Annotated in this window: 13 protein-coding genes; 6 read left to right on the forward strand and 7 right to left on the reverse strand. The window is 60.0% G+C overall.

Going from position 1 to position 13,172, the window contains the following annotated elements:
- The first annotated feature begins 183 nt into the window (after positions 1-183).
- Both PQR32_RS04920 and PQR32_RS04925 read left to right on the forward strand, forming a co-directional pair.
- On the forward strand, positions 184-1,257 hold the full coding sequence (locus PQR32_RS04920) for a porin (RefSeq protein ID WP_408222815.1): 1,074 nt from the start codon (positions 184-186) through the stop codon (positions 1,255-1,257).
- A gap of 57 nt (positions 1,258-1,314) precedes the next feature.
- Positions 1,315-2,280: a hydroxyacid dehydrogenase gene (locus PQR32_RS04925; protein WP_408222817.1), complete on the forward strand. Its 966-nt coding sequence runs from the start codon at positions 1,315-1,317 to the stop codon at positions 2,278-2,280.
- Positions 2,281-2,365: 85 nt separating this feature from the next.
- Here the strand turns inward: PQR32_RS04925 and PQR32_RS04930 are convergent, their stop codons facing one another.
- Positions 2,366-3,130, reverse strand: coding sequence for a GntR family transcriptional regulator (locus tag PQR32_RS04930; protein ID WP_408222819.1), 765 nt, complete (start codon positions 3,128-3,130; stop codon positions 2,366-2,368).
- Positions 3,131-3,379: 249 nt separating this feature from the next.
- On the opposite strand from PQR32_RS04930, the gene PQR32_RS04935 reads away from it, so the two are divergent.
- A complete protein-coding gene (locus PQR32_RS04935) occupies positions 3,380-3,754 on the forward strand; it encodes a BON domain-containing protein (protein WP_408222821.1) in 375 nt (124 codons plus the stop codon).
- Between the two features lie 295 nt (positions 3,755-4,049).
- On the opposite strand, the gene PQR32_RS04940 is transcribed toward PQR32_RS04935, so the two are convergent.
- From PQR32_RS04940 to PQR32_RS04955, 4 genes are all read right to left on the reverse strand, one after another.
- Positions 4,050-4,553: a universal stress protein gene (locus PQR32_RS04940; RefSeq protein ID WP_408222823.1), complete on the reverse strand. Its 504-nt coding sequence runs from the start codon at positions 4,551-4,553 to the stop codon at positions 4,050-4,052.
- A 112-nt stretch (positions 4,554-4,665) separates the two neighbouring features.
- Complete coding sequence (locus PQR32_RS04945) at positions 4,666-5,223, reverse strand: glycine zipper domain-containing protein (protein WP_408222825.1); 558 nt, start codon at positions 5,221-5,223, stop codon at positions 4,666-4,668.
- 315 nt (positions 5,224-5,538) lie between these two features.
- Positions 5,539-6,336 carry a hypothetical protein gene (locus PQR32_RS04950; RefSeq protein WP_408222827.1) on the reverse strand — a complete coding sequence of 266 codons (798 nt, stop codon included), beginning with the start codon at positions 6,334-6,336 and terminating at the stop codon, positions 5,539-5,541.
- 24 nt (positions 6,337-6,360) lie between these two features.
- Entirely contained in the window at positions 6,361-7,908 is a 1,548-nt protein-coding gene (locus tag PQR32_RS04955; protein ID WP_408222829.1) for a metallophosphoesterase family protein, read from the reverse strand.
- Between the two features lie 430 nt (positions 7,909-8,338).
- Between PQR32_RS04955 and PQR32_RS04960 the strand changes: the two genes are divergently transcribed.
- Positions 8,339-9,781, forward strand: a complete 1,443-nt coding sequence (locus PQR32_RS04960) for a M6 family metalloprotease domain-containing protein (RefSeq protein WP_408222831.1) — start codon at positions 8,339-8,341, stop codon at positions 9,779-9,781.
- Between the two features lie 293 nt (positions 9,782-10,074).
- Here PQR32_RS04960 and PQR32_RS04965 read toward each other — a convergent pair whose 3' ends face one another.
- Together PQR32_RS04965 and PQR32_RS04970 are read right to left on the reverse strand one after the other, a co-directional pair.
- Positions 10,075-10,581: a phasin family protein gene (locus PQR32_RS04965; RefSeq protein WP_408222833.1), complete on the reverse strand. Its 507-nt coding sequence runs from the start codon at positions 10,579-10,581 to the stop codon at positions 10,075-10,077.
- Between the two features lie 200 nt (positions 10,582-10,781).
- Positions 10,782-11,501, reverse strand: a complete 720-nt coding sequence (locus PQR32_RS04970) for a YrzE family protein (RefSeq protein ID WP_408222835.1) — start codon at positions 11,499-11,501, stop codon at positions 10,782-10,784.
- Between the two features lie 370 nt (positions 11,502-11,871).
- Between PQR32_RS04970 and PQR32_RS04975 the strand changes: the two genes are divergently transcribed.
- Both PQR32_RS04975 and PQR32_RS04980 read left to right on the forward strand, forming a co-directional pair.
- A complete protein-coding gene (locus PQR32_RS04975; RefSeq protein WP_408222837.1) occupies positions 11,872-12,603 on the forward strand; it encodes a glycosyltransferase family 2 protein in 732 nt (243 codons plus the stop codon).
- A 133-nt stretch (positions 12,604-12,736) separates the two neighbouring features.
- Positions 12,737-13,126: a nucleotide pyrophosphohydrolase gene (locus PQR32_RS04980; RefSeq protein WP_408222839.1), complete on the forward strand. Its 390-nt coding sequence runs from the start codon at positions 12,737-12,739 to the stop codon at positions 13,124-13,126.
- Positions 13,127-13,172: the final 46 nt, after the last annotated feature.

Consider the following 13,172-nt stretch of genomic DNA (forward strand, 5'->3'; position numbering starts at 1 on the left):
ACGGAGCGCTTCGGGATCTGGGCAATATCACGAAAGAAAAGAGGGCCGGTAAGACCGGTATCGACCTGTGCAGCAGCGCAGGCGAACCAAGGCGGGTGGACAAACGGCCGTGGCGAAAAAGGCTGCACTTTTTCTCCCGACCGGTAGCGCTACCTTAAAACAATGCATGACAGGAGACATCGAATGAAACAACACCCGCTGGGGCGTGCCGCGTTGGGGATGGGCTTGATGGTGCTTGCCGGGGCAAGCCATGCGCAGTCCTCGGTAACGATCTACGGCATTGTCGACGCAGCAGTCCAATACGTGAAATACGATCATAGCGTCAGTCCAACTGCCCAGGCGGCCACGGGCAACCTGCAGGCGTCGCGCTGGGGCTTTCGCGGCACCGAGGACCTCGGTGGCGGATACAGCGCCAACTTCATGATGGAAACCAATTTCAACACCTATACGGGTGCAGGCGGCGGCGCGACGCTGTGGGCCCGCGGCGCTTCGGTCGGCTTGGGAAGCAAGCAGTACGGCAACCTCGATTTCGGCTATATGTACCTGCCGATCTACTGGACGTTCCTCGGCTCCGACGTCGGCACTTATGGACTGGCCACTTATTCGGCGATCATCACGCTGGAGCACACCTACACACTCGGCAAATCCGGCACCGGGGGCTTCTATCCGAACTCGGTGCGATACCGGACGCCCAATTACTACGGTCTGTCGTCGGAACTCGGTTACTCGTTCGGCGCGCAGAACGCGAGCGGGCAAACCGCCGCCGGCCGCAACCTCGGCTTCAACGTCATCTATTCGCGCAACAGCCTCTGGCTGGCGTATGGTTTCAATCATGACCAGTACTACGCCAACGCGACGACGCTGACTGCCTCCGCGCAGATAACGCACGTGCTGAGTGCGACATATAACTTCGGACCGGTGATTCTCGGCGGCAACTACATTTACACGAAAACCACCGACGGCACCAACTTCTTCGCCTCGGCAGAAATGATCAACGCGAAGATTCCCGTCGGCCCTGGCGACGTGAACCTTGGCGTGGCGCGGCGCATCGAAAACAAGGACGCGAGGGCACTGGCCTACGACCTCGGCTATGTGTACTACTTCACCAAACGGACGCAACTGTACGCGTACGCCGCTTACATCCAGAACAATTCGAAATCGACGCAAGGCTTCGGGTTGTTGAATTCGAATTTCACGACGATTACGCCGGGCTTCAAGCCCTGGGCTTTCACCGCCGGTCTGCGGACGTCGTTCTAAGTTAGCTTCGGTTGGTTTTTCTGGTCGGTGCCTTGACCTATTAAATAAGGATTCCATATGAAAAGAGTGGTGGTTAGCGAATTCATGGACGTGTCCGCAGTGGACAGGTTGCGAGCCGACTTCGAAGTCCAATACGACCCCTCGCTGGTCGATGCGCCCGAAGCCCTCCGCGAAGCGCTGGCGGACGCGCATGCGTTGATCGTGCGCAATCGCACTCAGGTCAGCACCTCTTTGCTGGATAGCGCCCCAAACTTGCTTGCGGTTGGGCGGCTCGGCGTCGGGCTCGACAATATCGATCTCGACGCCTGCGCCGGCCGCGGCGTGACGGTTCATCCCGCTACGGGCGCCAACGCACAGGCCGTGGCCGAGTACGTGATCGCGTCTGCATTGATGCTGCTACGCGGCGTCTTTTTCGCGAGCGCGGACGTGGCGCACGGACACTGGCCTCGCACCGCGCTGTCGAACGGTCGCGAACTGGCGGGTGCCACGCTTGCCGTGATCGGGTTCGGCGGCATTGGACAACTTGTAGCGCGGCTTGCGGGTGGGTTGGGCATGCAGGTCGTCGGCCATGATCCGCAACTCTCGCCAGATGCGCCCTGCTGGCGGGAAACGGGCGCGTGTGCGGTCTCCCTGGACGACGCGCTGCGTTGTGCCGATGTCGTCACGCTACACGTACCGTTGTTGCCGGCGACGCGCAATTTGCTCGACGCTGCGCGGTTCGCCATGCTCAAGAAGGGGGCGGTCGTGATCAATACGGCTCGTGGCGGCATTGTCGACGAGGTTGCGCTGGCTGCGGCGTTGCGCGCCGGGCACGTGGCGGGTGCCGCACTCGACGTGTTCGCCGATGAGCCGCTTGCCGCAGGATCACCGCTGGCGGGCGCGCCCAATCTGATTCTTACGCCGCATATCGCGGGCTTGACCATGCAATCAAACGAGCGCGTCAGTTCGCTGGTCGCCGCGCGCGTCAAAGCAGCATTGTGTGCTGCGGAGCTCGCGTTGGCCGAGAAGGAGGAGCGCAGCTAATCGGGCGGTTATCGACGCGTGCTGCGTCGAAAGCCGAAAGTTATCACGCCCGGGGCTCGCGTTAGCGCTCTCCGGGCGCATTGCTTCAGGGAACACCTCGGTCGTATGACGGCGTCGTCAACGTGGACGCCCCAAGGTATTCATGCTTCGCCGTATTGACACTGGAGATGCGGACTTCGACTGGGACTTGCTGGTAGGAATAAGCGACTCGCTGGATCTCGAGCAGCGGCGCGCCAGCAGAGACGTCCAGCAACGCAGCCAGGGTGTGATCGGCGATAGTTGCGCGCAGGCGTTCTTCGATGCCGGTGACGTAGACGTGGAAGACGTCCTGATAGAAGTTGTAGAGCGTGCTTGGCCGCTCGCGCAGCGCATCTTCGGTCAAGCCGCGAAAGCGGGGTTCGGCCACGATGATGCGATCGATCATCACGACTTCGCCCTCCAGCGCGAGGCTGTTCGAAAACTGATAGACGGTTGCATTGGCTTCAATGCCAAGAAGGCGCGCGACGCTGGCTGACGCCTTCGCCTGTTCGAACGACAACAACTCGACGGTGGGATAGCGTTTGTCACCGCCCACTCCGACAACCCGAAAGAAGCGGAAAAAATGCCGGTCACGCTGATGATGAGCCACGAAGGTGCCGAGGCCTTGATGCCGCACGAGGATGTTTTCGGCTACCAGTTCGTCGATCGCCTTACGCACGGTGCCTATCGAGATGCCGAATCGCTCCGCAAGGCGCCGCTCCGATGGAATGGCCTCGCCGCCTTTCCATTCCTGCGCAGCCAGCGCTGCAAGCAGGGCGTGCTTGGCTTCCTTGTAGCGTTTTCCCCCGATGCCGAGGTTGTCTATCGTCATCTCCGCCGCGCTCCCCGTTATCGTCAGCCGCTGAAGGTCTTTGCCGAACGATTTTACGGTATATGTCTCATATGAAACATATAGATGAGCTAAGTTTTTTTATCGACTAGATCGACACATATAGATGACGTGATTGACATGAATGTATGGGATCCCTAAGATGTTTTGGTGCCGAAGCAAAGTCGCTGCTCGATCACTTCATGCGCTGGCGGCATAAGGCGTTTGGTTTTATTCACATAGGAGACACGAATGAAAATAATCGGCGGGAATAGATGGATTGTCGTCTGCTTGCTCGCAACGGCGACGCTGGCACAGGCGCAATCTGTCGGGAACGCGTCCGCGACAACGATCGCGTCAGCGCCGGTCGTGAGCGCTTCACCGGTGAACGCGAAAGCGCAGCGTGCTGCGAATCGCCAACTCGCGAAGAATGTACGGCAGGCGCTCGCGCGGACGAAGAGTTTGAATATCGTCAACGTGACTGTTCGCGCAAAGCAAGGTGTCGTGACGCTGCAGGGGTCGATGCCGGATACCGGCCAGATCGATCAGGCCACGAAAGTCGCGAGCGCAGTGACCGGCGTCGCCAGCGTCAAGAACGATCTGACGACGATCCGACAGGCTCAGTGAGCTTGACTGCCGATGCGTGCGCTCTTATGGGGCGCCGCCGATGTGCCCGACGTTCGGAGTTCCAGTGGCTGTATCGCGCCACGGACTCCTGACGTCGGATCTACTCGACGGCGCGCCGTCCGACGGGCAATATGATGGACAGCGCCCTCACGATTCGTGTCGCCATCGGGACCAAACTTGAACCTGTATGCGATCTGCGTGAGCGGCGCGATCTAAAGGAGGGTAGTGCAAGAACCGGTGTCTCAGCAAAGCACATCGTCGATATACTCTGGACCTTTCGAAGGCACAGGGAATTTCAGGTGCGGGCAGTAGATAGACCAGCCCAACGTGTGCCGGCACGACGCGCCGACCTCAATGCGATTACATCGGACGCGATCTGGACTGGCCTGCCGGAGCGGCGCACTACCTCCGATGCAACGTCTTCACTCAACCAGCGAAACCGGGATGAACTCCGTTCGCCGAGAAGAATCAGGTCAGTACCCATCTCGTCGGCAACAGCGGCGATCGCGCGGCCGACCGTCATGCCGGACATCGGCAGCGTCACCATACGGACTTCCGCTTCAGGCGCTTGATCGTCCAGCACATTCCTGACATGCGCGACGACTTTGCGTCCGTGCGCGCTCATTGCCTCGATGATCAAGCCGAAGTTGTCGTCAGCGGCTCCCAAATAGGAGGGCGTCGGGTCGACCACATGCAGCGCGACAATTTGTGCATCGTACTTTCGCGCGGTTTCAATGGCCGCCGCCAGGACCGTATCGGCGGGACTTGCACTGACTGCGACGAGAATCTTCGTGAACATGTTAAATGCCCTCATGTAGCGGTTAAGTAAGACACGCCAACAGAATTGATCTGTTCGTGATCCATGACTGCATCATCACTCGGCAGAGTGAGCGGAGAGTTAGCTGAAGCAATCAATAAGACCAGTAGCCGAAGCGTTGCGGGTAGCCGTACACGACAGGAGCCGGCGCGTACGCGACAGGAGGCGGCGCGTAGACGGGGGTCGTGGTATAGACAGCTGGTTGAGAAATACTGTTGCCCTTAGAGGCCATGCATTGCGCGTAGGCGGCGTTGTATCGCGCCTGCAGGCTGGCCGACGTGGCTTGCGCGCCGTTTGCACCTACAGCACCGCCGAGCAGCAGGCCAGCGCCCGCACCGATCGCTGCGCCGACGCCGGCGTCGCCTGCCGCGGCGCCGAGCAACGCACCAGCGGCGGCTCCGCCCACGGTTCCGATTGCACTGCTGCCGAGGCCGGCTGGTATTGCGCCGTGTGTTTGTCCGGCGGCATTGTCCGAGCGGAATGCGTAGTCCCGGCATGCATAGTCTTCCTGCTGGAACACGCTAATCGGCTTGCCGCTTGGCGGCAATGCAACGACTGACGGGCCAGTCGGCGGCATGACGGCGCAGCCGGTGAGCGCGACGGCGATCAAGCATGCGGGCAAGACAATACGAGTGGTTCTTAAGAGTTTCATGATGTTCGTCCCCTGATTCGATGACGCCATCTTGAGCGCGCACAGTTAGCGTTGAATTAGCTTGACGCTGCGCAGGGCGAGCGAGGGTTTGTGTAACTGAGGGGCAAAAATCGGGGAGGACGGGCACGCGAATCGATTGGGGAAGAGCGCGGGTTGTTCGACGCAGCGTGCATTGAAAAGACTGAAAAGCAATGCACCGGACACATTCCAGCTGTTTTTCAGCGACCTGTTTTGTTGCCTTGTACGCGAGGTGCTAGCAGGTCAATCGTGTCTGGTCGAGACGGCTAGTGCTAGCGGCGTGAGCGCAAGAAGGCATCACCCGCCGCTCGGAAAATACGATGCGTCGACGAGATAGTGCTCGCGGGTGAATGCACCGTAGATGTATTGCGGGTTCTCGACGTCCTTGTTGTAGTACTCGTGCCACCAGCTTGCCGACTGCCAGATCGCCTCGGGGCAACTGGACCGGCTCTCGAGTCCGGGCGTGAGATCGAATCCGTTGGCCGCATACGCCGTCTCCAGCATCGCAGCCGAAGGCATGCCGAAGCCTTCACCCAGTGGATTCGACGGCACGCCGCAACCCCACGCATAGCCTATCCAACGCAGCAGCAGACTCGACAGATCAATCGACATGCGCTCCCGCCGCAGTTGCGTGAGACTCGCTTGAATCGCGTCGCCCGCGACGGGCCACACGATGAGCGCCAGGTTCGGATACTGTTCGGGCGAATCGATATGCGCGAGCGTGCCTGTCTGGATCGCATTGCAGATGGGCGCAAATCCATCCGGCGGATACCATGCGTCAGGTGAAAGCGACACACTGGTCACTTCCGTGTCCTTCGTCGCGGCTTTGCTTTTCACGCCCACGAACATTGCCTGCGACCACGAACTCGGCGACATGTCACTGCGCACGTGTGCCTGCGCGAGTCTCAAGCGGAACGACAGCGGATCGGCGCCGCCGATCAACAGGACGAAACTGTGCTCCTTGATGCCTTTCAACGGGACGCTCCTGAGCGCCCGGTTGATCCACACGATGTTGCCTTCCTTCTTCTGCCGTCTCAGCGCGAGCAGATTCTTATTGCGTGCTGCCGCTCTTGACCGGCGTGCGATGACTGACATGATGGTGGTCTCCCTTTGATCGTTTCAGTGAGCAGCCGTCAGTTTGAAATGCGCGCTCCAACGCGTTTTCGCATTCACTTCCTGATCGCGATGAAGAGGCACGTAGTCGACCTGAACATCGAGAGACCCGCCCACACGCTGAATGCCGAGCATCAGCGCAAGATTGCCTCTCATCGATGACGAGGGGCGAGGGTTGAGCGTCGTCGGCAGCAGCAGCGACTGATAGTCGCCCAAGCTGCCGAATCTCGACGGCGGATCGCCAGGGTTAGGGTGCGTGGGCCAGGGATCGCGTGGCCCGAACCAGCCGGCAATCGCCGACTTGACCGTCTTGAATTCGTCAATCCCGATCGACTTGACCAGCGAGGTGGGCGATGAAATTACTTCATAGACCGGGCCGCGGTTCAACGTATCGGCGCGCAATATCCTGCCCCAGTGAACGTCGCCGGTCAGGCAAGTCAGCGGCAATCCCGCAGTCGAGACGCGTTCTATCTGTTCCACCATGAAGCGATAGTCGGCTTCGTAATTCGCCAGCTCGTAGTCCGCAACGTGGCCATCGAACGCGCTCGCCGGGTCGGCAAAGAGCGACTGTCCCGTCAATAGAAAACCGTAGCGGGGTTTGGGCGTGTTCGCGGAGGCAACGAGCGTGTTCACCCATGCAGCGAGCGCATTGCGGCCCGCGTTGCCAAGCAGCGCAGCTGGCGGGTTGAGCATCGTTGCGTGATCAGGCGCATTACCGACACCTCTTTCGCGCTGACTGCGCGTATCCAGCAACAGGATCGTGAGAGGCTCTATGTCGATCACGCGCGGCTGGCCCATCGGGCCCGGGTAGCCTTGCTGAAACATGCTGAAGCCGATTTCGGCTGCGGTGCGCCAGCGGTCCCTGCCCGCTTCCGTCCAACTGTTCTGGATGAGCGGGCTCTTGAAGGGTGCGTTGTTCCAGTACTCGTGATCGTCGGGAATCGACGCGACGGGCGCCAGCGATAGCAATTGCGGGAACCCCTCTGGAATGCCGCTTCCATTCGCGGGCGACGCACCGGGTGCGTACCAGTTGCTCACGTAGTCTTCCTGAAACTTCGCTTCGAGCCAGGCCTGGTCATTCGAAAAGTTGAGTTCCGTGGGCAGATCTAAATAAACCTGATCGCCCGCGAACAACACGAGATCCGGACGCGGCTTATATGAAGAGATCCATCTGCCCGCTTCTCCATGCCGATCCTGGGCACCGTGAAAACATGACAGAAGCAGCAGATTGAATCGTTCGCCGAATTCCTGCGGGATCGCTTGAGGCAGGGTGCGAAACGACCGCACGACGGGTGCGGCTGCGTCGACGCTCAATCCGACCTCATGCTCGGAAGCTGACGCAAGGCCACTGAATTCGACAACCGTGGAGCAGAAGGGGAGCTTGCCCTGAACCTTCCAGCACTGCAGCGGGCGTACTGGCGAAGGCACAACCGGTTTGCCGCCTAATGTCCAGGCCAGTGCCGACGCAGTGCCATTGGTAGCCGCGAGAATACCCGCCCACACGCGCAACGTCGTGGCGTTATCGGCGACGTGATTCACAAGAGACACGATCATTTCGATGGTCCGGAAGAATGATTCGTTCTTTGTGTTTCGAACGGGCAACACTTGCCCGGCGCAATCGAAGTTGCGCGGACGAGCACGGAATTCGATGGCCCACTCGGTCGAGATGGAATTCTCTCAACAGCATAGAAATTGACCTGACAATTTGTAATGAGGGTTTTCCGGATCGCCAAACAGGAGATCAATTTTGCTCGAACGTGCGGCAGTCAACATTCAAGCAGGCGCGCCAGGCGTATGAAAGCTATGTGAAAGCAAAAAGAAATAATGCGCTAACGACCGATCCAGACCGGCTGAAAGGCGCACACGCAACTTCGTGTATCCGAAACGAGGAGAGGGCCGTGGCCGCCAAACTGAACCTGCTGGTTACCGATTTGAAATCGAAAGTGATAGCTGTCTTCGATCCTGATGAACGGAGGTGATTGCCATGCGCAGCTATGTCAAGCCGATCCGCAATCATGTTTGCACTCACGCGTTTTGTCGCGTGCCACTGTCGCCGGACGCAATTGCCCAGCTCTATGCGCGTTTCATGGAGCTCAAGGAAAAGCGCAGGCTGCCGAGGAGCATGACGTTCGACCAGTACTATTCTGTCTGGCGCAGCAGCAGGCGCGGCGAGAATTTCGTGGGCCTGGACGACGGCGCGCTCCAGCATTCATCGAGCACCAGCAAGCAGCTGATCGAACGTCCTCCGCGAATGCTCAAGGGTGTCATTCAGACGCTTGTATTGCTGGTCGATTTTCCCGATCGCGCCCATGACGCCAACCGCAGCCCTGCGTTCTTCGAGCAGATGCTGTTCAGCGCCGACCATGTGTTCCCCACCGGCAGCATGCGCGATTACTACCGCACGGTCAGCAACTTCGACGGCGCGGCGGGAAAGGGCATCGACGTGCAAGGCAAGGTGTTCGGCTGGTTTCGCCTGCCTCAGCCGTTGAGCTTTTACACGGACGGCAGTTCGGGCATGGATGGCACGTTTCCGCGCAACGCCCAGGGCATCGCACACGATGCCGTGCTGGCGGCGCAGCAGGCCGGCGTCAATTTCGCCCCGTACGACATGCTCGGCGAGCATCTGGTCACGGCGCTCTTCATCATCCATGCGGGCGGCGGAGCGGAACAGACGTTGTCGCGCGACGATGTATGGAGCCACAAATGGGTCATTCCAGACGGCGTGAAGGTGGGCCCCAACCTTGCCGTGCAAACCTATCTGACGGTGCCGGAAGACTGCAACATGGGCGTATGCGCGCATGAATGGGGACATCTCGCCGCGCGCTGGGCCGATTACTACGATACGGGCCGCGTTCAGCAGATGCAGTCGAACGGGCTCGGCAACTACTGCCTGATGGCGGCGGGCTCGTGGGGCAACAACGGACTGACGCCCGTTTTTCCGAACGGCATGCTGCGCATGTTTCATAGCTGGATCGAACCGAGGCTCGTCACGAAGACGACGAAAAACATTGAACTCGAACCCGCGGCTGAGGGTGGCAGCATCGTCTATATCAACAACGCTGCGCGAATGGTCGAGGAGCAGTACATCATCGTCGAGTACCGGCGGCGACGCGGACAGGACGCGTTTTCGCCGGACGAGGGCGTGGCGATCTATGTAGTGGACGAGCGGATCGACAACGTGAACGATGAAGAGCATCTCGCGATCGAACTGATGCAGGCCGACAACCGGCGCGATCTCGCGAAGATCTTCGGGCAGGGCAATCGCGGCGACTCGACGGACTTGTATCCGAACGGCACCAAACGTTCGATCGGGAAGGCAACCAAGCCCGCGCTCCATTTGCCCGATGGCAAATGGAGCGGCGTGACGATCGCCGTGTCGGGTACGCCAGGGGCTGACAAGATGAAAATTAGCGTGACGATGGAGTGAGACGGGCTCGGCGCAGCATCGGCGAAGGCCGGACGGGACGAGATGAACGCGTTTGGTCGAGCCTTCCGCGCGCGAGGTGGAGACTCCTCCACCCCGAAAGCTGTTGCCGACATGATAGGGCGGCCACCGGCTCAATTTGAAAATCCACAGCAAGTAAGCCAACGCTCACGGGCGATTGCACGCATACGGTGACCTGGTATTCGCGCAACCAATATTCCTGCCGGCACACATGCTTGAATACCTCGGTGCCTGCGCATCGGCCGCGCCGCGGCCGCTGCGCGAAATGACACGACCTAGTGAAAACCGCCGTCTGACTCGCTGTCAGAAATCATTCTTCCGGAACTGTCTACGATCGCAGCTGGCGTCCCGGCCGCGGCGCTCGGTGGATACGTCGAAAGCAGTCGCGAGGTACGGCCCTGCTCATTAGCGGTCCACGTCGCGATGTCGACTGGCGCTTGCAGCGTCGTCACAAGACTTTGGAAATTCGCCTGCATAACAGAAGCGAATCCTCCTCCAGTTTCTACGGCGATTTCCTGGACGTGCCGCCAGTAAGCAAACGTCTTTTTTAGCGCGGCGGGCAGTTGTTGCGACTGAAGTTCGATCACTTCATTCAACGATCGTGAAGAAAGTGCCGCTCCGGCCAACACCTCCTGTTCGCGGAGAGACGTCTTTACGGTTTGCAGATTCAATTCGACAAGCTTCTCCAGCCCGGCTACGGCGCAGGCCATCCAGTCGAAGGCGCCTGGAAGATCGGCGTCGCGGCGAAAGAGAGGAGAGTAGTTCAGAGTAGTCGCGTGCATGGGAGAAAGGCTCGGTGAAGGTGAAGGGGCAGGCACATGCCGGCATGGACCCAGTCAGCAACCGTCATTCCAGCGCCCGTATTTTCGGCTGCATGCGTCGGGCGAGGAGGATCAACGGGCATTTCCGAGAAGAACGCGGCGCGCATCCGGCAATTTGGTGCTTCGTTACGCGTCGCGGTCAGGAGGCTCGACGGGATCAATCAGGCAGCCGGGCGGCCTTGCATTGCACGGGCCGGGTTGCGGCGCAGGAGAGCGTCGTCATCGTTCGATACACCGCCGGCGTCCTCGAAGGGCGGTTGATGGCGAAACCCGGCATGCCCCGAGACGATGGAGATGATTGCGCCGACAACGAGTGCCGCAAACGAAAACCATGAGGCGCGTGCTACGCCGCGTGCTGCGGTGTCTGCTGCCTGACGTGCATCAGCTTCGGCTTGCGGACTCGAGGCTTCGGCGGTCGCAGAGGCAATCGCCCCTTGAACGCGTTGCGTCAATGAGCCCGCCATCGTGCCAGTGGCTCCTGACGGACCGGCTGCCGCACCGACCGTTGCGCCGGTCGCCGCGACGTTTCCGGCGGCGCTCACCGCGCTTCCGAGCAGGGACGTTGCTCCGTAGACGACCATGAGAATCATCACCGCCCACGCGAGCAGGCCGTGAAGCCAACCGAGTACGGGCGCACAGCGTCCCGCGAAATAGGAACCGATGAAGACGGCGATGACGGTCATCACGATCAGGTAGGCGCCTGAACCAAAGCCGAATCCTTGCAGAGGATTGGGACGGGAAAGGGGCGAGAGCGCGGACATGCCGATTGCCGCGCCGAGCACGCTCAGAATGAGGTAGGCAATCAGCGAGAGGATGACGCCTGCGATCACAGAGCCCCACGAAACACGGGGTAGTCCGCTCTGGGTAGTGAGGAGTTTCATAGTTAGCCTGAGACGTGAAGGATTAAAAGGAATGATCGCAAGATGGCTTGCGCTCATGACATCTGAACCGCGCAACGGCTGTTCCCGGCAATCCTTCAGCTCGGTTGGCTGCCAATTTCGGTGCAAGGGCGATCGCTATAGGTGCCGGCTGGAAGAATTTCGCCGGGCACATGCCGCTGGAAAGAGGAATCCACTTCGCGCGGTCTGGTCGATGCGATGGGTCAGCGTCGATAGTTACGAAGCTCCTGCCGGAACCGTTCGACGGAACTGGCGAAGCCAAACGCAATGCACGGGCGAACGGGCACAGCGCGTGCTGAAAGCATCTTTACAATGCGACCTTGACGGTCCAAGAAGAAAAAAGGGAGAAATCATGCTTGCCGTCGTCATTCCAGCCCACAACGAGGCTCATTTAATCGGTCTGTGCATCCGTTCGATTATTCGCGCGTCCCGTCATTCCGATCTCGACGGCGAGGAAGTCCGCATTTTTGTGGTGATGGACAGTTGCACTGACGACACCGGGGTGATCGCCGCGTCGCTGGGCGCGCAGGTCTTATCGGTGGAGATGCGCAACGTCGGCGTGGCGCGCGCGACGGGTGCACAGGCAGCGCTGGCACAGGGCGCCCGGTGGTTGGCTTTCAGCGACGCTGACACAACGGTCGCGGGAGACTGGCTCGTGCAGCAACTTAACTGTCGAACCGACGCGGTGTGCGGAGTGATCAGTATCGAGAACTGGGCCGGACACGGCGCTGCAGTTCGCAGGGACTTCACCACGACTTATCGGGACCGCGACGGGCACCGCCATGTTCATGGCGCGAATCTGGGGGTGTCTGCCGCGGCGTACGTGGCGGCAGGCGGGTTCAGACCATTCGCATCAAATGAGGACGTGGCGTTCGTCGAAGCGCTGATTGCCGCAAAGGCATCCGTAGCATGGAGCGCCGCCACGCGAGTGGTCACTAGCGCCCGCCTTGATTCGCGCGCACCTCACGGCTTCGGCGCGGCGCTACGGGCTGTCAGTCTGCAACTGGCTGCGGCGGAGGGGATGGCCAATGACACGGTAACGCAGGCGTGCGAGGATTCCGAGCGTTCCGACGCTACGCCTTGAACACCTCGCCTGATTTGACGTGGGACGAGCGGGTGAGATTGCCTGCGCTCGCAACCTGTCGTAAGCAACCCTGCCAAACTGGCAGAGACGGGCTCCTGCCAGTATGCTATCGGACTCGGCGATCGATCCACGCATGCAGCACGGGAGCAACGTGAAAAACACGGAGTTGCGAAACGACCTATTGGAACTGCGCGAACTCATCCGCGAGTTTGTCAACGAGCGCGACTGGGACCAATTCCACACGCCGAAGAATCTGGCAACGGCGCTAAGTGTCGAGGCAAGCGAGCTACTCGAACCTTTTCAGTGGCTTGTTTCGGGTGACAAAAGCGAACTCGACGAAGCGAAGCAGACCGCTATCCGACATGAGATGGCCGACGTTCTGGTGTACCTCGTTCGCCTTGCCGACAAGATGGATGTCGACCTCTTTCAGGCTGTGGTGGAAAAGATGGCGCTCAATCGGGAAAAATATCCCGCCGACAAAGTGCGCGGCGACTCACGCAAGTACTCCGAGTACGAAGACTAAAAACAGCGGGCCTTTCCGCCAGCCTCGCCCGCAATTCAGGAGTGTC

The sequence above is a fragment of the Paraburkholderia dipogonis genome (assembly GCF_046027395.1).
In the GTDB taxonomy this organism is placed as follows: domain Bacteria; phylum Pseudomonadota; class Gammaproteobacteria; order Burkholderiales; family Burkholderiaceae; genus Paraburkholderia; species Paraburkholderia dipogonis_A.